The organism is Citrobacter sp. TBCS-15 (assembly GCF_005280815.1).
Taxonomy (GTDB): Bacteria; Pseudomonadota; Gammaproteobacteria; order Enterobacterales; family Enterobacteriaceae; genus Citrobacter; species Citrobacter werkmanii.
Window position 1 is genome coordinate 324,401 of the sequence record NZ_SZWK01000101.1, and the last position, 22,358, is coordinate 346,758.

At 53.0% G+C, this 22,358-nt stretch carries 25 protein-coding genes and 1 pseudogene; 9 read left to right on the plus strand and 17 right to left on the minus strand.

From position 1 onward, the window contains the following. Positions 1–99: 99 nt before the first annotated feature. The 3 genes from mltC to mutY form a co-directional block, all read right to left on the minus strand. Complete coding sequence (gene mltC, locus FDW96_RS04660) at positions 100–1,185, minus strand: membrane-bound lytic murein transglycosylase MltC (RefSeq protein WP_094301040.1); 1,086 nt, start codon at positions 1,183–1,185, stop codon at positions 100–102. Positions 1,186–1,271: 86 nt separating this feature from the next. After that, positions 1,272–1,541, minus strand: a complete 270-nt coding sequence (locus tag FDW96_RS04665) for an oxidative damage protection protein (protein WP_003027126.1) — start codon at positions 1,539–1,541, stop codon at positions 1,272–1,274. Between the two features lie 27 nt (positions 1,542–1,568). Continuing rightward, the gene (gene mutY / locus FDW96_RS04670) at positions 1,569–2,621 is read right to left on the minus strand and encodes an A/G-specific adenine glycosylase (RefSeq protein WP_061382553.1); all 1,053 of its coding nucleotides are present in this window, start codon (positions 2,619–2,621) and stop codon (positions 1,569–1,571) included. A 160-nt stretch (positions 2,622–2,781) separates the two neighbouring features. Between mutY and trmB the strand changes: the two genes are divergently transcribed. The 4 genes from trmB to ansB all read left to right on the plus strand — a co-directional run bounded on the left by trmB (position 2,782) and on the right by ansB (position 5,831). Continuing rightward, entirely contained in the window at positions 2,782–3,501 is a 720-nt protein-coding gene (gene trmB, locus FDW96_RS04675) for a tRNA (guanosine(46)-N7)-methyltransferase TrmB (RefSeq protein ID WP_038633629.1), read from the plus strand. Continuing rightward, positions 3,501–3,827, plus strand: coding sequence for a YggL family protein (locus FDW96_RS04680; protein WP_038633626.1), 327 nt, complete (start codon positions 3,501–3,503; stop codon positions 3,825–3,827). The genes trmB and FDW96_RS04680 overlap by 1 nt, the downstream gene beginning before the upstream one ends. 49 nt (positions 3,828–3,876) lie before the next feature. Next, positions 3,877–4,596 (plus strand): DUF2884 domain-containing protein, encoded by a 720-nt coding sequence (locus tag FDW96_RS04685; RefSeq protein ID WP_137365274.1) that lies wholly within the window; start codon positions 3,877–3,879, stop codon positions 4,594–4,596. Positions 4,597–4,784: 188 nt separating this feature from the next. Further along, entirely contained in the window at positions 4,785–5,831 is a 1,047-nt protein-coding gene (gene ansB, locus FDW96_RS04690; protein WP_038633619.1) for an L-asparaginase 2, read from the plus strand. A gap of 116 nt (positions 5,832–5,947) precedes the next feature. Here ansB and hemW read toward each other — a convergent pair whose 3' ends face one another. The 5 genes from hemW to FDW96_RS04715 are packed head-to-tail and all read right to left on the minus strand — an operon-like array spanning position 5,948 to position 9,254. After that, entirely contained in the window at positions 5,948–7,084 is a 1,137-nt protein-coding gene (gene hemW, locus FDW96_RS04695; RefSeq protein WP_137365275.1) for a radical SAM family heme chaperone HemW, read from the minus strand. Then, positions 7,077–7,670, minus strand: coding sequence for an XTP/dITP diphosphatase (locus FDW96_RS04700; protein WP_038633614.1), 594 nt, complete (start codon positions 7,668–7,670; stop codon positions 7,077–7,079). The genes hemW and FDW96_RS04700 overlap by 8 nt, the downstream gene beginning before the upstream one ends. 7 nt (positions 7,671–7,677) lie before the next feature. Further along, positions 7,678–7,968 (minus strand): DUF167 family protein YggU, encoded by a 291-nt coding sequence (gene yggU / locus FDW96_RS04705; RefSeq protein ID WP_042310947.1) that lies wholly within the window; start codon positions 7,966–7,968, stop codon positions 7,678–7,680. Further along, a complete protein-coding gene (locus FDW96_RS04710) occupies positions 7,965–8,531 on the minus strand; it encodes a YggT family protein (protein WP_137365276.1) in 567 nt (188 codons plus the stop codon). Before FDW96_RS04710 ends, yggU begins: the two co-directional genes overlap by 4 nt. A gap of 18 nt (positions 8,532–8,549) precedes the next feature. Further along, positions 8,550–9,254, minus strand: a complete 705-nt coding sequence (locus FDW96_RS04715; RefSeq protein WP_137365277.1) for a YggS family pyridoxal phosphate-dependent enzyme — start codon at positions 9,252–9,254, stop codon at positions 8,550–8,552. 17 nt (positions 9,255–9,271) lie between these two features. On the opposite strand from FDW96_RS04715, the gene FDW96_RS04720 reads away from it, so the two are divergent. Next, complete coding sequence (locus tag FDW96_RS04720) at positions 9,272–10,252, plus strand: type IV pilus twitching motility protein PilT (protein ID WP_079226003.1); 981 nt, start codon at positions 9,272–9,274, stop codon at positions 10,250–10,252. Here the strand turns inward: FDW96_RS04720 and ruvX are convergent. From ruvX to metK, 8 genes are all read right to left on the minus strand, one after another. Next, a complete protein-coding gene (gene ruvX / locus FDW96_RS04725) occupies positions 10,249–10,665 on the minus strand; it encodes a Holliday junction resolvase RuvX (RefSeq protein ID WP_038633601.1) in 417 nt (138 codons plus the stop codon). The two genes, FDW96_RS04720 and ruvX, sit on opposite strands and share 4 nt — an antisense overlap. Next, the gene (locus FDW96_RS04730) at positions 10,665–11,228 is read right to left on the minus strand and encodes a YqgE/AlgH family protein (RefSeq protein ID WP_032940453.1); all 564 of its coding nucleotides are present in this window, start codon (positions 11,226–11,228) and stop codon (positions 10,665–10,667) included. Before FDW96_RS04730 ends, ruvX begins: the two co-directional genes overlap by 1 nt. A gap of 111 nt (positions 11,229–11,339) precedes the next feature. Then, on the minus strand, positions 11,340–12,287 hold the full coding sequence (gene gshB, locus FDW96_RS04735) for a glutathione synthase (RefSeq protein ID WP_038633598.1): 948 nt from the start codon (positions 12,285–12,287) through the stop codon (positions 11,340–11,342). A 12-nt stretch (positions 12,288–12,299) separates the two neighbouring features. After that, positions 12,300–13,031 (minus strand): 16S rRNA (uracil(1498)-N(3))-methyltransferase, encoded by a 732-nt coding sequence (gene rsmE, locus FDW96_RS04740; RefSeq protein ID WP_042310938.1) that lies wholly within the window; start codon positions 13,029–13,031, stop codon positions 12,300–12,302. Positions 13,032–13,105: 74 nt separating this feature from the next. Beyond that, the gene (gene endA / locus FDW96_RS04745; RefSeq protein ID WP_042310937.1) at positions 13,106–13,813 is read right to left on the minus strand and encodes a deoxyribonuclease I; all 708 of its coding nucleotides are present in this window, start codon (positions 13,811–13,813) and stop codon (positions 13,106–13,108) included. Positions 13,814–13,907: 94 nt separating this feature from the next. Next, positions 13,908–14,405: a SprT family zinc-dependent metalloprotease gene (locus tag FDW96_RS04750; protein WP_042310936.1), complete on the minus strand. Its 498-nt coding sequence runs from the start codon at positions 14,403–14,405 to the stop codon at positions 13,908–13,910. Positions 14,406–14,483: 78 nt separating this feature from the next. Continuing rightward, positions 14,484–15,878, minus strand: a complete 1,395-nt coding sequence (gene galP / locus FDW96_RS04755; protein WP_003027074.1) for a galactose/proton symporter — start codon at positions 15,876–15,878, stop codon at positions 14,484–14,486. Positions 15,879–16,281: 403 nt separating this feature from the next. Beyond that, entirely contained in the window at positions 16,282–17,436 is a 1,155-nt protein-coding gene (gene metK, locus FDW96_RS04760) for a methionine adenosyltransferase (RefSeq protein WP_006686850.1), read from the minus strand. 419 nt (positions 17,437–17,855) lie between these two features. Between metK and FDW96_RS25550 the strand changes: the two are divergent. From FDW96_RS25550 to speB, 4 genes and pseudogenes are all read left to right on the plus strand, one after another. Further along, positions 17,856–17,957 (plus strand): annotated as a pseudogene (locus tag FDW96_RS25550) (hypothetical protein); the annotation flags it as partial. A 258-nt stretch (positions 17,958–18,215) separates the two neighbouring features. Beyond that, positions 18,216–18,347: an acid stress response protein YqgB gene (yqgB, locus tag FDW96_RS04765; protein WP_064507034.1), complete on the plus strand. Its 132-nt coding sequence runs from the start codon at positions 18,216–18,218 to the stop codon at positions 18,345–18,347. A gap of 8 nt (positions 18,348–18,355) precedes the next feature. Then, positions 18,356–20,332 carry a biosynthetic arginine decarboxylase gene (gene speA, locus FDW96_RS04770; RefSeq protein WP_072014782.1) on the plus strand — a complete coding sequence of 659 codons (1,977 nt, stop codon included), beginning with the start codon at positions 18,356–18,358 and terminating at the stop codon, positions 20,330–20,332. Positions 20,333–20,474: 142 nt separating this feature from the next. Next, a complete protein-coding gene (gene speB / locus FDW96_RS04775; RefSeq protein WP_137365278.1) occupies positions 20,475–21,395 on the plus strand; it encodes an agmatinase in 921 nt (306 codons plus the stop codon). A gap of 186 nt (positions 21,396–21,581) precedes the next feature. On the opposite strand, the gene FDW96_RS04780 is transcribed toward speB, so the two are convergent. Next, positions 21,582–22,340, minus strand: a complete 759-nt coding sequence (locus FDW96_RS04780; RefSeq protein WP_137365279.1) for a M48 family metallopeptidase — start codon at positions 22,338–22,340, stop codon at positions 21,582–21,584. Positions 22,341–22,358: the final 18 nt, after the last annotated feature.

Here is a 22,358-nt window from a genome sequence, read left to right on the forward strand (position 1 = left end):
AATATTTGCAAACAATTTCTAATTGCAAGGCAAAAGAGTGATGTGGTTAACACTTTTGGCTCTTCTGGCCCCCGTTTTAGGGGGCAGAAGAGGGATACATTAGCGACGTCGATATGATTTTTGTGCGGAATTGACCTTGTAAAGGTATCGGCGTGATTCAGCTGATGGGTGTCGGGTGGTCAGAGTTTGATAAACGTCTCCCGGGGACATGCTGTTAATGATATTCGCGGCCTGAATTTTATCATTCGAGAACACGCGCAGCACGCTGCCAGCACCGCCGTTATACGCGGTGATCACCGCATAGCGACGCGAGGTTGGATTATCAATGCCGCCCAAATAGACATTGTTGAGCATGGCCAGATAAGCCGTGCCGGTATCAATGTTGCTGGCCGGGTCAAACAGGAAACTGCGGCTAGGTGTGCCTGAGCGCCCTTGCGAGCGGAACACATCTTTACCGGCACTGTGCTGTACCACCTGCATCAGTCCCAGCGCATCGGCATGGCTGACCGCATACGGGTTAAACGAGGATTCGGTTTGCATGATGGCCAGAATCAGCGACTCGTCGACGCCATACTTACGCGATGCCTGACGCACCATGCCGATGTATTTATGTGCGCGCTTATCAAGGTGGTTTGGTACCAGATTGATCGTTACGCTATAAATGATACGCAGACCATTGCTGCGGCTTTTAAGTCGCGTTTGCAGCAGGTAGTTGGCAAAGTTGGTTGCACGTCCCTCCCAACGAATTGGCTGGCCGGTATTATCGACCACCTGTCCGTACAGGAACGGCTCTTTGGAAATCTTAATGTCGTCGACATCAGAATAGAGATCGATAGAACCCGGATCATCGCCCATCAGCAACGTCTTGATAATTGCCCGACGCAGATGCCCGGCAGGATCTGTCCCGGCAATGGTCTCGACGGTTATCGTACCGTCATCAAAGTTGATGTGGCTGCGGGTTTGGTACTGATCGGTATACTTTACGTAGTCCTTCGGACCCGCAATCAGCACTTCCTTAAACCCCCACAGATTCTCAATGTTATGGGCAAATTGCCCCATCAGAATGTCAAAACCGTTGGTATCCTTGACCCAGGCTTCGTTATAGGAATCGCCTTTTTTGGTCGAGCTGGAACAGGAGATGAGCAACGGCGCAATAACGGCAAGCGCGAGAAATTTTTTCATCATTCCGGGAGTGCGTGTTGTGTTTGTTATTTGCAAGGACCAGATTAAATCGTCGGCCGGATCAGCGCAGCGCTATCCGGCAACGGATTTTATGACTCTGGCGTATAGCCTTCAATATGCACATCCTTACCTTCAAACAGGAAGTTAATCATCTCCTGTTCCAGTAACTTACGGTGTTCGACGTTCATCATATTGAGTTTTTTCTCGTTAATCAGCATGGTCTGTTTATGCTGCCATTGCGCCCATGCTTCTTTAGAAATCTCGTTATAAATGCGTTTTCCCAGATCGCCCGGGTACAGCTGAAAATCCTGGCCTTCTGCTTCGCGTTGCAGGAAAGTGCAAAAAATCGTTCTGCTCATAAAAAATCCTCTCTATCGACCGCTACGTTAAACCTGTGTACCGGCATGTAATTGCTGTAACAAACGCTCCACGGGAGCCGCCAGTCCAACAGATGGCGGTTGCGCTAAGTTATACCAGAGCGCATTGCCTTCATCCATGCATGAACTGAATGAAGACACGGGAAGCCACATAGGCACAATATCTAAGTGGAAATGGCTAAAGGTATGGCGAAACGCATTAAGTTGGGTCAGATTATCTGCGTTAATTTGTCGTTGCGCCAGCCAGTTGCGCAGTCCATCTTCGTCGTCAAACTGCGGAAAACAGTATAAACCACCCCATAAGCCGCTGGGCGGTCGCTGCGCGAGCAGCACTTCGTCATCATGCTGTAGCAGTAAAAAATAGGCCGTACGTTCCGGTAACGTCTGTTTGGGTTTTTTACCAGGATACAGCGCCCAGCTTGCATTGGCGGCCGCTACACAGCCATTCTCTAGCGGACATAGCGAACATTTAGGCTTTGAACGTGTACAAACCATAGCGCCTAAATCCATCATCGCCTGGTTAAACCGCTCAACGCCGTGGGCAGGCGTAACCTGCTCGCTCAGCTCCCACAGTCTTTTTTCGATCTCTTTTTTCCCCGGCCAGCCGCTTACAGCATAACAGCGAGCCAGCACGCGTTTGACGTTACCGTCGAGAATCGGAAAATGCTGACCCAGAGAGAGTGAAAGGATCGCGCCTGCGGTTGAGCGTCCAACGCCTGGCAGGGCGGCTACCTCATCAAAGGTTTGCGGAAAAGTACCGCCATGCAGCGACACAACCTGCTGCGCGGCTTTATGCAAATTACGCGCACGGGCGTAATAGCCCAGCCCGGTCCATAAATGCAGGACTTCATCCAGCGGCGCATGGGCCAAATCCGTTACCGTCGGGAAGCGCGTCATAAAGCGCTCAAAATAGGGGATAACGGTGGCAACCTGAGTTTGTTGCAGCATCACCTCAGAGAGCCATACTTTGTAAGGCGTCTTGTCAATTTGCCAGGGCAGCGTCTTGCGCCCGTATTTGTCGTACCAGCTCAAAACCTGAGCTGAAAATTGAGAGGCTTGCATGATTACCGTTTCATTATTGCCGGGGGCAAGATTGCAGCACAGCGGCAACGGGGTGTAAACCGGAACTTTCCGCTGCTCACTTTCTTCCTTTACTTGCATCCGGCAACTAACTTTGGATAATGCCCGTTTTCAGAACTCAAACACAGCAGACTAAACTTTTATGAAGAACGACGTCATTTCACCGGAATTTGATGAAAACGGCCGCCCTCTGCGCCGGATTCGTAGTTTTGTTCGTCGCCAGGGGCGACTGACGAAAGGGCAGGAACACGCGCTGGAAAACTACTGGCCGGTGATGGGCGTTGAGTTCAGCGAAGAGCCTGTAGATTTCGCTGCGCTGTTTGGTCGCGATGCGCCAGTCACGCTTGAAATTGGTTTTGGGATGGGGGCTTCGCTGGTGGCGATGGCGAAAGCGCGTCCGGAACAGAATTTCCTCGGCATCGAGGTTCACTCGCCGGGCGTTGGCGCGTGTCTGGCTTCAGCCCATGAAGAGGGCGTCGAGAACTTGCGTGTCATGTGCCATGATGCCGTTGAAGTCCTGCATAAAATGATTCCTGACAATTCTTTATCTATGGTTCAGCTGTTTTTCCCTGACCCGTGGCATAAAGCACGTCATAATAAACGCCGTATCGTTCAGGTACCGTTTGCTGAGCATATCTTAAGTAAGTTGAAGCTGGGCGGCGTGTTCCATATGGCAACTGACTGGGAAGCGTATGCGGAGCACATGCTGGAAGTGATGTCCTCTATCGACGGGTATAAAAACCAGTCAGAGAGTAACGATTATGTACCGCGCCCACAATCGCGCCCGGTAACCAAATTTGAACAACGTGGTCATCGTCTTGGCCACGGCGTATGGGACTTAATGTTCGAGAGGGTGAAATAATGGCAAAGAACCGTAGCCGTCGTTTGCGTAAAAAAATGCACATCGACGAATTCCAGGAAATAGGATTTTCGGTTGCATGGCGTTTCCCGGAAGGTACATCTGGAGAGCAGGTCGATAAAATCGTTGATGACTTTATCGATGAGGTTATCGAACCGAACAAACTGGCCTTTGACGGCAGCGGCTATCTGGCCTGGGAAGGTCTGATCTGTCTGCAGGAAATCGGCAAATGCACCGAAGAACATCAGGCAATCGTCCGTAAGTGGCTGGAAGAGCATAAACTTGAAGAAGTGCGCACCAGCGAACTTTTCGATATTTGGTGGGACTAAGTAGCACAGGGTCGGCAAATGCCGGCCCGATTTGTATTGAGGGAAAGATATGATGCGCAAAACGCTGCTGGCGGCAGTCCTCACGTTCACGGCGATGGCCGCACATGCCGATTACAAGTGCAGCGTCACCCCACGTGACGATGTGATTTTGAGCCCACAAACGGTGCAGGTAAAAGGCGAAAACGGCGATCTGGTCATTACCCAGGCCGGTGATGTCACCTTTAACGGTAAGCTGTACAACCTCAACGCCGCACAGCGTGAGCAGGCTAAAGATTATCAGGCGGCGTTGCGTAGCAGCCTGCCGTGGATTGACGAAGGTGCCAGAGCGCGCGTAGAGAAAGGTCGCGTGGCGCTGGACAAAATCATCGCCAAAGAGGTCGGTGAAAGCAGCAACATGCGTGGCCGCTTAACCAAGCTGGATGCGCAATTGAAAGCGCAGATGAACCGCATCATCGAACATCGTACTGATGGGCTGACCTTCCACTATAAGGCGATTGACCAGGTCCGCGCCGACGGGCAGCAATTAGTGAATCAGGCGATGGGCGGCATTTTGCAGGACAGCATCAACGAGATGGGCGCCAAAGCTGTGCTCAAAGGCGGTGGTAACCCGCTGCAGGGCGTGCTCGGGAGCCTCGGTGGTTTGCAAACCTCAATTCAGAACGAATGGAAGAATCAGGAACAAGACTTCCAGCAGTTTGGCAAAGATGTTTGTGCCCGCGTCGTGACGCTGGAAAACGATCGTAAAACGCTGGTTAGCACGCTGAAATAATTTTCACCTCTTTTTAACGGCACAGAAACATTCTGTGCCGTTTTATTTTGTATCTTTCTGTTTTTTTGATATCCATCTCTAAGAATGGCAATTTGATGGAGATATAAATCTGGTTAATTGGAACTCGTCACATTATTCATCTGTAAGATAGACATAATGCTGCAAATTCAAGTAACTGGAGAAATAACATGGAGTTTTTCAAGAAAACGGCACTTGCCGCACTGGTTATGGGTTTCAGCGGCGCGGCGCTTGCACTGCCAAACATCACTATTTTAGCAACCGGCGGAACCATTGCCGGCGGTGGTGATTCCGCGACAAAATCTAACTACACGGCAGGCAAGGTAGGCGTAGAGAATCTGGTTGAAGCCGTACCTCAGTTGAAAGACATCGCGGTTGTTAAAGGCGAGCAGGTGGTGAACATCGGCTCTCAGGATATGAATGACGACGTCTGGTTAACGTTGGCGAAAAAGATTAACACCGAGTGTGATAAAACCGACGGTTTCGTGGTGACGCATGGTACGGATACCATGGAAGAAACCGCCTATTTCCTCGACCTGACCGTCAAGTGCAACAAGCCGGTAGTGCTGGTTGGCGCAATGCGTCCGTCTACAGGGATGAGCGCCGATGGCCCGTTCAACCTGTATAACGCAGTGGTGACGGCTGCAGACAAAGCCTCTGCCAACCGTGGCGTGCTGGTGGTGATGAACGACACCGTGATGGATGGTCGCGACGTGACCAAAACCAACACTACCGATGTAGCCACCTTCAAATCCGTTAACTATGGCCCGCTGGGCTACATCCATAACGGCAAGATTGACTACCAGCGTACGCCTGCGCGTAAGCACACCACGTCTACTCCGTTCGATGTGTCTAAGCTGACCGAACTGCCGAAAGTGGGGATTGTTTACAACTACGCTAACGCCTCGGATCTGCCAGCCAAAGCGCTGGTCGACGCGGGTTATGCGGGTATCGTCAGTGCGGGTGTAGGTAACGGCAACTTGTATAAAACGGTATTCGATACGCTGGCCACTGCCGCGCATAAAGGTACCGTCGTGGTGCGTTCCTCCCGTGTACCAACCGGCTCCACCACGCAGGATGCTGAAGTTGATGATGCGAAATACGGCTTTGTGGCTTCAGGTTCTCTGAACCCGCAAAAAGCGCGTGTTCTGCTGCAGCTTGCGCTGACGCAAACCAAGGATCCTAAGCAGATCCAGGAAATGTTTAATCAGTATTAATCGATGCAGGTGGCTGCGCTTATCGCCCTAACCCTGTAGGCCTGATAAGCGCAGCGCCATCAGGCAATTTGCCGGATGGCGGCTCAAGGCCTTATCCGGCCTACATCGTTACCGTATTACTCCGCCAGAAACAGCTCCAGCAGCGAATTCAAAAACAGCTTACCGTGTTGGGTAATCTGCCAGTATTCATCGCATTCACTCAGGTAACCCTGGGCGATAGCTGCATTAATCTGTCCACGAATAATGTCTTCGGCAAGCCCGGTGTATTGCGTGAATTCTGCACGCGGCGCGGCCTCCAGTAACCGGAAACGATTCATAAAGAACTCGAACGGCTTGTCGGCTTCGGCAACATCACGCTGGCTTTCCAGGTAACGTCCTTGCATGTATCCGCGTGGATGCCGCGTTTTGGTGGTGCGCAAAATGCGTCCGTCCGGGAAAGTGATTTTGCCGTGCGCGCCACAGCCAATGCCAAGATAGTCGCCAAAACGCCAGTAATTGAGATTGTGCTGACACTGATAGCCCGGCTTCGCATAGGCTGAGGTTTCGTACTGCTGATACCCCGCTGCAGTCAGCAACTGGTGGCCTTGCTCAAAAATATCCCACAGTGCGTCATCGTCCGGTAGAACCGGCGGACGCGAACTAAATAGCGTGTTGGGTTCGATGGTCAACTGATACCAGGAAAGATGCGGCGGGTTGAGCGCGATGGCCTGCTGCAAATCATTCAATGCTTCTTCCAGCGACTGATCCGGCAGGCCGTGCATCAGATCGAGATTAAAGCTACGTAGCCCCAGACCGCTCGCCAGGTGTGCTGCACGTTTGGCTTCTTCCGGCCCGTGAATACGTCCCAGACGCTTAAGTTTGGCGGCGCTAAAGCTCTGTACGCCAATGGAGATTCGGTTTACGCCTGCGCGTTGATAATCAACGAAGCGATCGGCTTCCACCGTACCAGGATTCGCCTCCATCGTGATTTCTGCATCCGCGGCCAGCTTCAGACGTGCGCGCACGCCGTCGAGCAGCGTTTGCATTGCCGGGCCAGAAAGCAGGCTCGGCGTACCACCACCGATAAAAATGGTCTTTACTTCACGTCCCTGGGCGTGGGCCACCTCAGTATCCAGATCGCTCAGCAGATGCTGCACATAGTCGTCATGAGGAACGTCGCCCTTCAGCGCATGCGAGTTGAAGTCGCAGTACGGGCATTTTTGCACGCACCACGGGATGTGAATATAAAGACTTAGCGGCGGAAGCTTAACCATTACGCAGGGCATCCAGCAGCAACTTCAGCGCCTGTCCGCGGTGAGAAATCGCACTTTTCTCTTCACGGGTCAGTTCAGCCGCCGTTTTCCCTTCAGTCGGCACAAAGAATATCGGGTCGTAGCCAAAGCCACCGTTTCCGGCAGGTTCACGGGTAATAATACCCGGCCAGCTTCCGTGGCAAACTACCGGCGTTGGATCGTCTGCGTGGCGCATATAGACCAGCACGCAGTGGAACTGTGCCTGGCGCTTGTCATCAGGAACATCCTGCAGGGTATGAAGCAGTTTTTCCAGGTTCTGCCTGTCGGTCGCATCTTCGCCGGAATAGCGGGCCGAATAGATGCCTGGCGCGCCGCCAAGGGCGTTCACCGCCAGACCAGAGTCATCAGCAATGGCCGGCAGTCCGGTAATTTGCGCTGCATGACGCGCCTTCAGAATGGCATTCTCAATAAACGTCAGCCCGGTCTCTTCTGCAGAATCAACACCCAGATCCGTTTGGGCAACGACATCAAGACCGAAATCACTCAGAAGAGAGGCGAGTTCACGCACTTTACCGGCATTGCCGGTCGCGAGGACAACTTTTTGCATGGGATACCTAATCAGTTAGCGCCGCAATTTCGGGCGGGATCTGTTGCGGATGAATGATTTTAACCTGTTTGTGACGGCCAAGCTCGCCCTTCTCAATGATGACCTGGCTCTTTGCCACACGGAACTGTTTGCCGAGAAACTTCACCAGATGGCTATTCGCTTGCCCATCCACCGGCGGGGCGGTAATGGCGACTTTAACTTCGTCGCCATGTAAACCCACAATACTGTCACGGCTGGCTTTAGGCTGAATGTAGAGCCGTAAAACCAGACCGTCGTCGCAGGGTGTAACGGCACTCATAGCGCCATCCACAGCCCCGGCAGCAGCATATTGCCTGTCGCCTGTAACACTTCCGCGATACCCATGTTAATCACATAGAGCAGCAGAACCAGAATCATCGGCGAGAAATCGATGCCGCCCATGCCCGGGAGTATACGACGGATAGGACGCAGCAGCGGGTCTGCCAGTTGGATCAGTACATATTCCACAGGGCTACGGCCCTGGCTGACCCAGCTCATAATTGCCATCACCAGCAGTACCCAGAAAATCAGCAGCCCGATGGTCTTGAGGACAATCAGTACGGCGGCAATCCAGATAATCGGCTGGAACGTGACCACCTTAAACAGCACGATTGCCTTGATAAAGCTGAGAACGAGCGCAACTAATGCCGAGGCGCTGTCAATCGGCCCCATCGGGGGGATCACACGGCGTAACGGCCCAATAACAGGCTGAGTGATTTTCACTATAAACTGCGAGAACGGGTTGTAAAAATCGCAGCGATACCATTGCATCCACACGCGTAGCAGCAGCGCCATGGTATACAGCTCAATTACCGTTGAGAGCAGGAAGGTCAACGTATTCATGGTGTTCCTTAGTTTTCCTTATTTTTTAGTGTAATCACGAGCACCAAAAATGGCGGTGCCGATGCGCACCATCGTGCTACCCGCCGCAATTGCGGCATCCATATCATCAGACATCCCCAGTGAGAGGGTGTCGATGCCTGGGTAGCGTGTTTTCAACCCGGTAAATGCTACAGCCATTTGCTGTGCAACTTCAAACTGCCTTACATAATCTGACTCAGGCGCCGGAATTGCCATCAGACCACGCAGGTTAATACGCGGCAATGCGACGACTTCAGCGGCCAGTGCATCAAGCTCTGAAAGCAGAATTCCTGACTTACTGTTCTCATCGCTGATATTTATTTGGATCAGCACATTCAGCGGCGGCAGTTCTGCCGGGCGCTGCTCGCTCAGACGGGTGGCGATGCGCAGACGATCAATGGTATGACACCAGTCAAAATGTTCAGCGACCAGACGGCTTTTGTTGGACTGCAGCGGGCCGATAAAGTGCCACTGCAGATCGTTGACGCCTTGTTCCTGGAAATAGCGGATTTTATCCACCCCTTCCTGCACATAATTTTCACCGAAGGCACGCTGCCCTGCGGTAATGGCTTCTTCGATGGCGCTCGCAGGTTTGGTTTTACTGACTGCAAGCAATGTAACTTCTTCTGAAGACCGCCCGCAACGCGTCGCGGCGGCTGAGATTTTGTCCCGGACATGTGCCAGGTTATGCGCGATATCGTTCATTTTCCGAGGATGTTCATATGAATATGGAAGAAATAGTGGCCCTTAGTGTAAAGCATAACGTGTCGGATCTACACCTGTGCAATGCATGGCCTGCGCGTTGGCGCATACATGGAAATGTCGAAATCGCGCCGTTTACCACGCCTGACGTAGAGACGTTGCTGATGTGCTGGCTCAGCGAGCAACAACAGGTACAGTGGCAGAAACAGGGGCAGCTGGATTTTGCCATTACGCTGACGAACTCACGGCGTCTGCGCGCGAGCGCATTTGTTCATCAGCAGGGAATCTCTCTGGCGCTAAGGCTGTTGCCGCTTGATTGCCCATGTTTAGATGATCTCCAGACTCCCGCCGCCTTAGCTGAGCTGCTGCATAGCGAAAATGGATTAATTCTGGTGACAGGCGCCACCGGCAGCGGTAAATCAACGACCCTGGCGGCGATGGTGTCATATCTTAACCAGCACGTTGCGGGACATATTTTGACGCTGGAAGATCCCATTGAATATCGTTACACCAGCCAGCGTTGTCTCATTCAACAACGGGAGGTGGGCGTACACTGCGCTTCTTTCGCCGCCGGTTTGCGCGGCGCGCTGCGCGAAGATCCTGACGTCATTCTGCTGGGAGAGCTGCGCGATGTGGAAACCATTCGTCTGGCGTTAACGGCTGCGGAAACCGGGCATCTGGTGCTGGCAACGTTACACACGCGAGGGGCGGCGCAGGCCATTGCACGGCTGGTGGATACCTTTCCCGCACAGGAGAAAGATCCGGTGCGTAATCAGCTGGCAGACAGCCTGCGGGCAGTGCTTGCGCAAAAGCTGGAACAAGATAAGCAGGGAGGACGCGTGGCGCTATTCGAACTGCTCGTCAACACGCCGGCTGTCGGTAACCTGATCCGTGAAGGGAAAACGCATCAGCTACCCGGCATAATGCAAACCGGGCAACAGACAGGCATGCAGACGTTTACGCAGAGCCAGCAGCAGCGCCAGGCGCAGGGACGGCTTTAGTAGCCCTGCTCGAAATAGCTTTCGAGAATAATAACGGCAGAAGCGGAGTCCACTTTACCTTTATTCAGTGCCCGGTACCCGCCTTGCTCAAACAGGCCGGAGCGGGCTTCGACGGTACTCAAACGCTCATCATGCAACGTCACGGTAACGCCAAAACGACCATGAATACGGTTAGCAAACTTGCGTGCGCGTGCGGTAAGGGGTTGTTCGGTGCCATCCATATTGAGCGGTAAGCCGACAATGATTTCGTCCGGCTGCCATTCTTTCAGCAGACGTTCAATCAGATTCCAGTCCGGCGTACCGTCCTGTGCTTTGATCGCGGGCAAGGGTCTCGCGGTACCGGTAATGCGCTGACCAATTGCGACGCCAATGCTTTTTGTACCAAAGTCGAAAGAGAGTAATGTTCCGCTCATCAGGCATGTCCCGCCACGCCAGGCATGGTAAGAATATCTATCCCGATAAGTTTTGCCGCATCACGCCAGCGGTCGGCAATCGGCGTTTTAAACAAGATGTTGAGATCGGCGGGGGCCGTAAGCCAGGCGTTATCCAGCAGTTCTTGTTCCAGCTGGCCTTTTTCCCATGATGAATAGCCTAACGCAACCAGCACCTCAGAGGGTTGCTCCTGCGTACCTAAGGTTTCTAATACATCGCGGGAGGTGGTGATGATGGTGTTATCTGAAATGCGGATACTGGATGCAAAGCGTGACGGCGGGGTATGCAGAATAAATCCACGGTCTTCCGCCAGCGGTCCGCCGAGCATCACCGGTTTATCCAGACGAATAGCCGGATCGCGCGCTTCAGGGGTAATTTTCAGCTTTTCCAGAATCCCTTCAATTTGTAAGTTTTCCAGAGGCTTATTGATGATAATCCCCATTGCTCCGTTCTCATTGTGTTCACAGATATACACCACGGAACGGCGGAAAATCGGATCCTGGAGAGCAGGCATGGCAATAAGAAAGTGATGCTGTAAATTCATTGTCAGAGGTTCTGTTTCCTGGTTCAAAAAAGCAACAGCGCCCAGTATGCGTACAAATACGAGCGCTGTCACTATGAGTATTGGTAGGATCCCTTCTACCGGCGAGTTCTTTTATTTTTGCAAACGTGCCTCAATGGCATCCATCAACATACCGGTAATCGAAACCGGGAATTCTGCTTCAATCTCACGAATACAGGTTGGACTGGTGACGTTAATTTCCGTCAGGCGATCGCCAATGATATCCAGACCGACAAAAATTAATCCCTTCGCTTTCAGCGTTGGCCCAATGCGGCGGGCAATTTCCCAGTCGCTGTCGGTTAATGGACGCGGCTCGCCACGGCCACCGGCGGCCAGGTTGCCACGGGTTTCACCACCCTGCGGAATACGCGCCAGGCAGTACGGAACGGGTTCGCCATCCACAACCAGTACGCGTTTGTCGCCGTCTTTAATCGCTGGCAAATAGTTCTGCGCCATGCAGTAGCGGGTACCATGTTCGGTCAGCGTTTCGGCAATGACTCCGAGGTTCGGGTCACCTTCTTTCACGCGGAAAATAGATGCGCCGCCCATGCCGTCCAGCGGCTTGAGAATGATGTCGCTATGTTTTTGCCAGAAGGCTTTCAGCTGCGCTTTGTTACGTGTGACCAGCGTTTCTGGCGTCAGGTCGGCAAACCATGCGGTGAACAGTTTTTCGTTGCAATCGCGCAGGCTCTGCGGTTTGTTGACGATTAACGTCCCTTTTTCTTCTGCACGTTCCAGAATATAGGTCGCGTAAATGAACTCAGTATCAAATGGCGGATCCTTACGCATCAGAATCACATCCAGATCGGCCAACGGGAGATCCTGCTCACCCTTGAACTCATACCATTTGTCGTAGTTCTGCTCTACGCTCAGGGTCCGCGTACGGGCGCGGGCTTCACCGTTGATCAGATAAAGATCGGCCATCTCCATATAGTGAATTTCGTAACCACGACGTTGTGCTTCCAGCAGCATAGCGAAGCTGGAATCCTTCTTGATGTTGATGCTTGCGATGGGATCCATCACGATGCCGAGCTTGATCATTGTTCTTCTCCGTTAGCCCAGATCGCCAAAACGCACCTGTAGCGCGGTAATGGCGGTGAGCGCAGTTGTCTCAGTACGCAGAACGCGAGGTCCTAACAGAATATCAGTAAACTGATAACGTGCGGTCATGGCAATTTCATCTGCCGACAGTCCACCCTCCGGGCCAATCAGCAAGCGGATGCGCTCTACCGGCAGCGGCAGCGTATTGATGCTGGCGCTGGCGCGAGGATGCAGGTTCAGTTTCAACCCTTCGTCCTGTTCCGCGCACCATGCTTCCAGATCCATTGCCGGGCGAATTTCAGGCACCCGGTTACGACCGCACTGTTCGCAGGCGGCAATGGCGATTTTCTGCCACTGCTGGAGCTTTTTGTTCAGGCGTTCACTATCCAGTTTAACGCCGCAGCGCTCAGAAAAAAGTGGCGTAATGAGGCTTACACCCAGTTCGATCGATTTCTGGATAGTAAATTCCATTTTTTCGCCGCGCGACATCACCTGGCCCAGGTGGATGTGCAACGGCGATTCACGATCGTCGAGTTCGGCGTTAAGCACTTTCACGTCCACGCTTTTCTTGCTTGCGTGAGTGATTTCGGCGTCAAACACCTGGTTGCTACCGTCAAACAGCTGTAGCGCCTGGCCAGGTCCCATACGCAGCACACGGCCGATATGGTTGGCGGCATCTTCACACAGTGAAATTTGGCTGCCGGAAACGAGTGGCTCAGGGTGATAAATGCGAGGAATGCGCATAGTTAAACATCCGCGTCATGGCCCTGGACTGCGAAAGGCCAGGGCATGGTTAAAAATATTGCCGCTAGTGTAGGTTAGCTCTTTTGCGCCTGGCAAGCGCGTTGCACATAGGGGTTATGGTTCCCCTGTACCTTCGCAATGCGTTCGTCACGCTCACACTCCCAGTCGGTGACCGGATATTGCTTGTTCCAGGCATTAAAAAGCTGGGTTTGTTGGCGGGAGAGCGTCAGGTCGTACTGGTCACGCATGTAAAAATAGGTACGAGCAATGGCACCGCGGGCGCGGGCTGGCGGCTCGGCAACTTTCTCTTTGAAGTCGACCTTCATGGCGCATTGCCCATACTGACCCTCGCCACCGTTCCACTGGCTGTACATGAAGTTAGCGCGATCGCCATTTACCTCACCCACCGCAGGTTGCAGGTTATGCATATCGCTTTCCATCTGGCGATAGACCGGATCTTTGGCGCAGTTTTTACGCCCTCCGTCCTGCCAGCACTGGCGCTGATGACCAAACTGCCAGGCGGGAACAACGTGTTCCCATTCGATACGACTGGCGCGGTTTTCGTTTTTTCGCACTTTATAGCCGCAGGATTCAAGGTCAACGACCCCTTTTTTACCTTGCCAGTTAATTTTGCAACCACAGTAGAAATCTCCCGGCGCATCGGCGTTAACTTTGACGCCTGCTGCTTTCGCCTGAGAAAAACTGTTGATACCTTCGGCTAACACCGGGCCAGAAAACGCAGCGGCTAACATGGCCGCGGCAAAAGAAAGATTACGGTACATCACGAACTCCGTGTCAAAACGAGCCCGCAACGTAGCGAAAGTTGTTCTTGTATGCAATCAGCTAGATCAGAAAGGTTCCTGATAATTCTGAATATTATTCTGCAATCAGTGGTTCGCCGCAATGGACGCAGCGGTAGGTGGCTTCACCGCGAACAACACGGTTATGGCGGCGAACGGTCAAGTGATGTTCCTGGCACTTACAGCGGTAAGCAAAGGTTTTACGCTGCACGGATTGCAGTTCAAACTGATGCGTGCGTCGGGCCGGGACGCCCAGCACACTCTCCATCATCCATTTCCACTCTTTTCCGTGCGGCGGGACGCGGCCAAAGTGCTTCCACACCAGCAAATGTGCTAGTTCATGGGGGACCACTTCGTTAACAAACGCATCGACGTTTTCCATCAGCAACACCGGGTTGAGGCGGATTTCGTAAGTTTGTAGCCACGCCGTGCCCGCGGCGGTTCCGCGCTGTTGGTAAACAAGCTTTGGCTCCGGGTAATGACGTTCGAGCTTGAGATTGGCCTGGGCGAGTTTTTCCCGCAGGCTGCGCATAACGGCTTGCTGGATGGCGATGGGAAGTCGGGAGGTTTTCATAACGCCAGAGGATAGTGCGACAGGGAAGGGACTGCAAGAGGAAGGCTCCCTCCCGCCCGGGGAGGAAGCCTTGAGTGATTAGTCGTGTGCGCCAATTTCGCGCAGTTTACGACCTTTCATCAGGTTACGTTCAATGTGTTCCAGAGAGACGTTTTTCGTTTCCGGGATTAGCCACAGAGTCAGGAAGATGAACAGTACGTTCAGACCGCCGTAGACCCAGAAGGTGTTAGCGCTGCCCAGCGAGTTCAGCATCGTCAGGAAGGTTGCGCCAACGATCATGTTAGCAATCCAGTTGGTTGCGGTAGAGCAGGTGATGCCGAAATCGCGGCCTTTCAGCGGCTGAATTTCAGAACACAGTACCCAAATCAGCGGACCGGCGCTCATCGCGAAGCCAACGATAAACATCAGCAGCATCAGCACGGCAAAGTACTGGGCGGCAGCGGAGTGGATACCCACATGCATCATAGTGCCCAGCACGCCCATACCCACCGCCATGACGATAAAGCCAAGAATCAGCGTAGGTTTACGGCCCCAGCGGTCAACCAGGCCAATGGCGATAAAGGTTGCCAGTACGTTGGTCAGGCCAACGATAACCGTTCCCCACATCTGCTCGGTGGTGTTGGTATAACCCGCCAGTTCAAAGATTTTTGGCGCGTAATACATAATGACGTTCATCCCGGTGAACTGCTGCATCACCTGTAACAGCACGCCAAGGAACACTGCGCGACGGAAGTTGCTGTTTTCTTTAAACAGCGCCCAGCCACTTTGTTTAACCTGCAGACTCTCACGAATTTCATCCAGCTCGCGTTTGGCCTCGGCGCTGGTATCACGCAGACGCAACAGAACGCGCTCGGCATCGACAAAACGACGTTTAGCTGCAAACCAACGTGGGCTGTCCGGCAGGAAGATAACGCCAACCAGCAGTAACAGAGCAGGGATAATGATTACGCCCAGCATCCAGCGCCATGCGCCGCTATAACTGAATGCGGTATCGGAGAGGTAAGCGCCGAGGATCCCGATGGTGATCATCAACTGATACATCGAGATCATGCTGCCGCGAATTTTTTCCGGTGCTATTTCGGACAGGTACAGCGGCGCAGTATAAGACGCAACACCAACGGCCAGGCCCAGCAGCACGCGGGAAACCAGCAGCACTTCAACGTTTGGCGCGGCGGCGGAGAACAATGAACCGGCAACAAACAGGATTGCGCCAATCATCAGGCTCTTTTTACGCCCCAGTTTGAAGGAGAGCCAGCCGCTGCCAACAGCGCCTACAGCCGCGCCAAACATCATTGAGCTCACCACCCATTCCTGAGTGTGCGGGGTAATTTGAAACTCGTCGGTGATGAACGGTAAAGCACCGGCAATAACACCGATATCCAGGCCAAAAAGTAATCCAGCCAGGGCTGCAAGAAAGCAGACAAAAAATGTCATGGCTTTGTTGGAACGCCCCGTTTTTTTATTGTCAGGCATGATGCCCTCCGGTTGGGTAGCTAGTTTTGTTGATGTTAAGGGTAGGTGAGTACGGGGTAAAAAAATGCGAATTACATCACATTAGTGTAATCGCTTACACTGGCATTCATTGCGTTTATCATTTATTTAATTGAAAAATAACGTTTTTTATAAGGGTGCGATAAAGCTGGTTGCCTGAAATTAAGACAATGCTGAAAGATAATGTAACAATGATGCACAAGAGATGGCCTGGATATGTTAATTCAAAGTGGGTGGAAACACTGCTTGATGTAATCGCTTTCATTTTCGTTCGAAAAGAGGATTGCGAGGCTGTTCTGGTAATGGTAGGTAGAAAGAAAATGTGCATAAAAAAAGACCAGCCGGGGCTGGTCTTAGGAAGTATACGCGTTCAGTCGTGGGTGAATTACTTCAGCCCGGCAGCGTCACGCAGCAGTTGCGCTTTGTCGGTTTTTTCCCAAGGGAAATGCTCGCGACCAAAGTGACCATAGGCTGCGGTTTCTTTGTAGATTGGGTGCAACAGATCCAGCATCTGAATCAGACCATATGGGCGCAGGTCAAAGAACTCACGCACCAGCAGGGTCAGCTGTTCTGAAGGCACTTTTTCGGTACCGAACGTTTCAACCATGATAGAGGTCGGTTCAGCCACGCCGATGGCGTAGGAAACCTGAATCTCACAACGGTCGGCCAGACCAGCGGCAACGATGTTTTTCGCGACGTAGCGCGCCGCATAGGCTGCGGAACGGTCAACTTTAGACGGATCCTTACCAGAGAATGCGCCGCCACCGTGACGAGCCATGCCGCCGTAGGTATCAACGATAATCTTACGACCCGTCAGACCGCAATCGCCCATTGGGCCGCCGATAACGAAACGACCGGTTGGGTTGATGAAGAATTTGGTAGAAGCATTCAGCCATTCAGTCGGCAGCACCGGTTTGATGATTTCTTCCATAACGGCTTCTTGCAGCGATTTCTGGTCGATATCTTCAGAGTGCTGAGTTGACAGAACAACCGCATCAATACCGACGATTTTGCCGTCGTCATACTGGAAGGTGACCTGGCTTTTTGCATCCGGACGCAGCCAGGATAAGGTGCCGTTTTTACGCACTTCAGCCTGACGCTGCACCAGACGGTGAGCATAGGTAATTGGCGCTGGCATCAGCACGTCGGTTTCGTTGGTGGCGTAGCCAAACATCAGGCCCTGGTCGCCCGCGCCCTGTTCCAGCGGATCGGCACGGTCAACGCCCTGGTTGATGTCCGGAGACTGTTTACCAATTGCGCTCAGTACCGCACAAGAGTTGGCGTCAAAACCCATGTCGGAATGCACATAGCCAATTTCGCGCACCGTGTTACGGGTGATCTCTTCGATATCGACCCATGCGCTGGTGGTGATCTCACCGCCAACTAAAACCATACCGGTTTTGACGTAGGTTTCGCAGGCAACGCGTGCTTTCGGATCCTGTTCCAGGATTGCATCCAGCACGGCATCAGAGATTTGGTCAGCGATTTTGTCAGGATGCCCTTCTGATACGGACTCGGACGTAAAAAGGTGTTTTGCCATATTTAATTTCACCTAAGGAGAATTTGGTTAGCTCAAACTGTCGAGTGGGATAGCCATGTGTAGAAGATTCTACCATGAGTCTGCAGATGACGGACACTGGCAGTCTGAGTGTTAATCGGTATAGATGGATTAACATCTGGACGGCTATTTTAGGACAGTTCTTCGCCTGATTTCCAGCTTTTTTTGAGTAAGGTCTCATTGTACTGAAAATGTAACTGGAAATTTTTCCTGACGGTGCTGGCAATGTGCGTATTTATCTTTTGCTTTTTGACTTTCTTATCGGTATAAAACGCGGCGCGCGGCTCATACAAAAAGCACACGACATTTTCATCGTGTTGCCACTTCCAGCCGGGTTAAAACTTTAGCTTTGGCTTGTGGGTTCGTTCCGTAAGGAGCAACCGTGGAGGTGATACGAGATAATGAACCGTTGTATTCTGCTGAATCTGTCGCACCGTTCTGGTGTACATATGTCCCCCGCAATCTGCATCTCTGCTTTGCATACCTGTCGATGTTATATACACAAAATCATTCATGTTGCGTCGAGGCGGCAAGTGAATGAGTCCCCTGAACGTACGAGTAGTACGTGACTGGGGCGAATGAGCGTAGCCAACAAAGAGGCTGCATGAAGGATGAAGTGTATACCCATCTCGGCGTATCTCAGGACTCAAGAGCCGGTAACGGTCACTAAGAACTGAACAAGGGCGCTCTTGGTAAACAAGAGTTTTCTCGTGGTTTCGCCGAACCGTCAGCAGTACGTTCGGTTACGTGTTTACAATGATATGAAAAAGAAACCGGTCGCACAGTCGGAGCGTCAGCACTATCTGCTGGAAATTCTGCCTGTATTTGGGTTGTTATCGCGTCTTTGGATTGCGATAGTAGTCAACTGTTTTACACTTGTTAATAAAATTTGAGGTTCGCTATGTCTGACGACATTTCTTTGGGTTCGCCTTCGTCAGCAGGCGAACACGGTGTACTACGCTCCATGCAGGAGGTTGCAATGAGTTCCGAGGAAGCCAGCAAGATGCTGCGTACTTACAATATTGCCTGGTGGGGTAATAACTACTATGACGTCAATGAACTGGGTCATATCAGCGTGTGCCCGGATCCGGACGTGCCAGAAGCGCGCGTTGACCTTGCTGAGTTGGTGAAAGCCCGTGAAGCGCAGGGCCAGCGTCTGCCTGCATTGTTCTGCTTCCCGCAGATCCTGCAACACCGACTGCGTTCGATTAACGCCGCGTTCAAACGCGCCCGCGAATCCTACGGCTACAACGGTGATTATTTCCTCGTTTACCCGATCAAGGTTAACCAACACCGTCGCGTGATTGAATCACTGATTCACTCCGGCGAACCGCTGGGACTGGAAGCGGGTTCCAAGGCTGAACTGATGGCCGTTCTGGCCCATGCCGGAATGACCCGTAGCGTGATCGTCTGTAACGGCTATAAAGACCGTGAATACATCCGTCTGGCGCTGATTGGCGAGAAGATGGGCCATAAGGTCTATCTGGTTATCGAGAAGATGTCTGAAATCGCCATTGTGCTGGATGAAGCTGAACGCCTGAATGTCGTTCCGCGTCTGGGCGTGCGTGCGCGTCTGGCGTCGCAGGGTTCCGGCAAGTGGCAGTCCTCCGGTGGTGAAAAATCCAAATTCGGCCTGGCGGCAAACCAGGTACTGCAACTGGTAGAAATTCTGCGCGAGCGCGGCCGTCTGGACAGCATTCAACTGCTGCACTTTCACCTCGGCTCGCAGATGGCGAACATTCGCGATATCGCCACCGGTGTGCGTGAGTCGGCCCGTTTCTACGTCGAGCTGCACAAGCTGGGCGTGAATATTCAGTGCTTCGACGTGGGCGGCGGCCTGGGCGTGGACTATGAAGGTACCCGTTCGCAATCCGACTGCTCCGTAAACTACGGCCTGAACGAATACGCCAACAACATTATCTGGGCGATTGGCGACGCTTGTGAAGAACATGGTCTGCCGCACCCAACGGTGATCACTGAATCGGGTCGTGCCGTTACCGCGCACCATACCGTGCTGGTTTCCAATATCATTGGCGTTGAGCGTAGCGAAATTACCGAAGCGACGCCTCCGGCAGACAACGCGCCGCGCTCCCTGCAAAGCATGTGGGAAACCTGGCAAGAGATGCACGAGCCGGGCACGCGCCGTTCGCTGCGTGAATGGCTGCACGACAGCCAGATGGACCTGCACGATATTCACGTTGGATACTCCTCTGGCACCTTTAGTCTGCAGGAACGCGCGTGGGCGGAGCAGCTCTATCTGAACATGTGCCATAATGTGCAAAAACAACTCGATCCGAGCAACCGCGCGCACCGCCCGATTATCGACGAGCTGCAGGAGCGGATGGCGGATAAGATTTACGTCAACTTCTCACTGTTCCAGTCAATGCCGGATGCGTGGGGGATCGATCAACTGTTCCCGGTGCTGCCGCTGGAAGGGCTGAACCAGGCGCCTGAGCGCCGCGCGGTGCTGCTGGATATTACCTGTGACTCTGATGGCGCTATCGACCATTACGTTGACGGGGATGGTATTGCCACCACTATGCCGATGCCGGAATACGACCCGGAGAACCCGCCGATGCTGGGCTTCTTTATGGTTGGCGCGTATCAGGAGATCCTCGGCAACATGCACAACCTGTTCGGCGATACCGAAGCAGTCGACGTGTTTGTTTTCCCTGACGGCAGCGTGGAAGTTGAGCTGTCTGACGAAGGTGATACTGTGGCGGATATGCTGCAGTACGTGCAGTTGGATCCGAAAACGCTGCTGACGCAGTTCCGTGATCAGGTGAAAAACACCGATCTGGACGCCGAGCTGCAACAACAGTTCCTCGAAGAATTTGAAGCGGGTCTGTACGGATACACCTATCTGGAAGACGAGTAAAGCTGTGCGGGTTCGCTTGAATCCGTACAAATTAACGGCGATAATTCGCCAAAACAAGTAGTCACGTAAATCAATCCCTTCCTCGTCGGGCTTAACGACGCGGAGGGGATTTTTTTTCATCGATTTTTAAAGAGGTCAGTACATGAGCACCTTAGGTCATCAATACGACAACTCCCTGGTTTCTAACGCCTTTGGTTTTTTGCGTCTGCCGATGAATTTCATGCCATACGACAGCGACGCCGATTGGGTGATTACTGGCGTGCCGTTTGATATGGCGACTTCCGGTCGTGCTGGCGGCCGTCATGGTCCGGCGGCGATCCGTCAGGTATCCACTAACCTGGCGTGGGAGCATAACCGCTTCCCGTGGAACTTCGATATGCGCGAGCGCCTGAACGTCGTGGACTGCGGCGATCTGGTCTATGCTTTCGGTGATGCCCGTGAAATGAGTGAGAAACTGCAGGCACACGCAGAGAAACTCCTTTCTGCGGGTAAGCGCATGCTCTCCTTTGGTGGCGACCACTTCGTCACGTTGCCGCTGCTGCGCGCGCACGCTAAGCACTTTGGTAAAATGGCGTTGGTGCATTTCGATGCCCACACTGATACCTACGCTAACGGTTGCGAATTCGACCACGGCACCATGTTCTATACTGCGCCGAGCGAAGGGCTGATCGACCCGAACCACTCGGTGCAGATTGGTATCCGTACCGAGTTCGACAAAGACAATGGTTTCACCGTGCTGGACGCCTGCCAGGTGAACGATCGCAGCGTGGACGACATCATCGCCCAGGTTAAGCAGATCGTCGGCGATATGCCGGTGTACCTGACCTTTGATATCGACTGCCTGGATCCTGCGTTTGCGCCAGGGACCGGCACGCCGGTGATCGGCGGCCTGACCTCCGATCGCGCGATCAAGCTGGTACGGGGTCTGAAAGATCTGAACATCGTCGGGATGGACGTGGTGGAAGTGGCGCCGGCTTACGATCAGTCTGAGATCACCGCACTGGCGGCGGCGACGTTAGCGTTAGAAATGCTGTATATCCAGGCGGCGAAGAAAGGCGAATAATAGTCGGACTATTTTACTCGTCATTTTGGGTCCGGGCAGTGCTCGCCATCCTCACGTACTACGTGTACGCTCCGGTGGCTGTGCGCTGGCCGGGCCCAAACTGACTTCGCCTATTACGTCCGATAATGGGATGAAATCTGTAGGCCGGATAAGGCATTCACGCCGCCATCCGGCACTGTTTGAAGATTACTTAATTCCGTCTGCGCTCATGCGATCGCGAATATGCTGCGCACGTTCTGCAGATGCTGGGTGATCGTCAAACATGGAGCTTTGACGTCCGGCTTCCAGTTTTGCCAGTTTCTCAAAGCTGGTTGCCAAACCTGACGGATTGATCCCGCGTTTGCGCAACAAATCATACGAGTAATCATCCGCTTCGGATTCCTGACGCTGGGAGAACTGCGAGTTCACCAGTTTCTCGCCAAGATCGCCCAATTGCGACTGCGACAGGCTGCCGACAATGCCGCCAGCGGAGGCCGCCGCTGCACGCACGGCGTTCGTGCCCAGCGCAACCTGCATGCCTTTTTTCACGTGACCCAACGCGACGTGGCCCATTTCGTGGCCGATCACCGCTTCGACTTCGTTATCCGTCATCATATCCATCAGGCCGCTGTATACGCGGATACAGCCGTTCGCCATGGCAAAGGCATTCACGTCTTTCGCCATATAGACTTTGTAGTTCACCGGCTGGCCGTTAATGTTATCGCCAAGCGCGGAGGCAATTTTGCCAAGACGCGTTGCATACTCGCTGCCAGCCGAGGCGATGGTAGCTTTGCTGTCCATATCCTTACAGGCCTGATCGCTCAGCGCTTTCACCTGAGCATCGCTCAGGCTGTAGGCCTGAAAAGCCTCTGCGCCAGAGGAAAGCAGTCCGTTTGAGTCCATGTTCTGGCAGCCGGTCAATGCCGTCGCCATGCTCGTAGCAAGCAGTAAAGCGCGAATTTTCATTTTTTCTCTTCCGCACAA

Coding starts and splice junctions, on each gene's coding strand:
- endA (WP_042310937.1), bottom strand. CDS start 13,813: ATGTACCGTAATCTTTCTTTTGCCGCGGCCATGTTAGCCGCTGCGTTT.
- FDW96_RS04680 (WP_038633626.1), top strand. CDS start 3,501: ATGGCAAAGAACCGTAGCCGTCGTTTGCGTAAAAAAATGCACATCGAC.
- speA (WP_072014782.1), top strand. CDS start 18,356: ATGTCTGACGACATTTCTTTGGGTTCGCCTTCGTCAGCAGGCGAACAC.
- ansB (WP_038633619.1), top strand. CDS start 4,785: ATGGAGTTTTTCAAGAAAACGGCACTTGCCGCACTGGTTATGGGTTTC.
- hemW (WP_137365275.1), bottom strand. CDS start 7,084: ATGGTTAAGCTTCCGCCGCTAAGTCTTTATATTCACATCCCGTGGTGC.
- FDW96_RS04710 (WP_137365276.1), bottom strand. CDS start 8,531: ATGAATACGTTGACCTTCCTGCTCTCAACGGTAATTGAGCTGTATACC.
- speB (WP_137365278.1), top strand. CDS start 20,475: ATGAGCACCTTAGGTCATCAATACGACAACTCCCTGGTTTCTAACGCC.
- yqgB (WP_064507034.1), top strand. CDS start 18,216: ATGAAAAAGAAACCGGTCGCACAGTCGGAGCGTCAGCACTATCTGCTG.
- FDW96_RS04700 (WP_038633614.1), bottom strand. CDS start 7,670: ATGCAAAAAGTTGTCCTCGCGACCGGCAATGCCGGTAAAGTGCGTGAA.
- FDW96_RS04720 (WP_079226003.1), top strand. CDS start 9,272: ATGAATATGGAAGAAATAGTGGCCCTTAGTGTAAAGCATAACGTGTCG.
- gshB (WP_038633598.1), bottom strand. CDS start 12,287: ATGATCAAGCTCGGCATCGTGATGGATCCCATCGCAAGCATCAACATC.
- FDW96_RS04750 (WP_042310936.1), bottom strand. CDS start 14,405: ATGAAAACCTCCCGACTTCCCATCGCCATCCAGCAAGCCGTTATGCGC.
- yggU (WP_042310947.1), bottom strand. CDS start 7,968: ATGAGTGCCGTTACACCCTGCGACGACGGTCTGGTTTTACGGCTCTAC.
- galP (WP_003027074.1), bottom strand. CDS start 15,878: ATGCCTGACAATAAAAAAACGGGGCGTTCCAACAAAGCCATGACATTT.
- FDW96_RS04730 (WP_032940453.1), bottom strand. CDS start 11,228: ATGAATTTACAGCATCACTTTCTTATTGCCATGCCTGCTCTCCAGGAT.
- ruvX (WP_038633601.1), bottom strand. CDS start 10,665: ATGAGCGGAACATTACTCTCTTTCGACTTTGGTACAAAAAGCATTGGC.
- FDW96_RS04715 (WP_137365277.1), bottom strand. CDS start 9,254: ATGAACGATATCGCGCATAACCTGGCACATGTCCGGGACAAAATCTCA.
- rsmE (WP_042310938.1), bottom strand. CDS start 13,031: ATGCGCATTCCTCGCATTTATCACCCTGAGCCACTCGTTTCCGGCAGC.
- FDW96_RS04685 (WP_137365274.1), top strand. CDS start 3,877: ATGATGCGCAAAACGCTGCTGGCGGCAGTCCTCACGTTCACGGCGATG.
- mutY (WP_061382553.1), bottom strand. CDS start 2,621: ATGCAAGCCTCTCAATTTTCAGCTCAGGTTTTGAGCTGGTACGACAAA.
- FDW96_RS04665 (WP_003027126.1), bottom strand. CDS start 1,541: ATGAGCAGAACGATTTTTTGCACTTTCCTGCAACGCGAAGCAGAAGGC.
- FDW96_RS04780 (WP_137365279.1), bottom strand. CDS start 22,340: ATGAAAATTCGCGCTTTACTGCTTGCTACGAGCATGGCGACGGCATTG.
- trmB (WP_038633629.1), top strand. CDS start 2,782: ATGAAGAACGACGTCATTTCACCGGAATTTGATGAAAACGGCCGCCCT.
- metK (WP_006686850.1), bottom strand. CDS start 17,436: ATGGCAAAACACCTTTTTACGTCCGAGTCCGTATCAGAAGGGCATCCT.
- mltC (WP_094301040.1), bottom strand. CDS start 1,185: ATGATGAAAAAATTTCTCGCGCTTGCCGTTATTGCGCCGTTGCTCATC.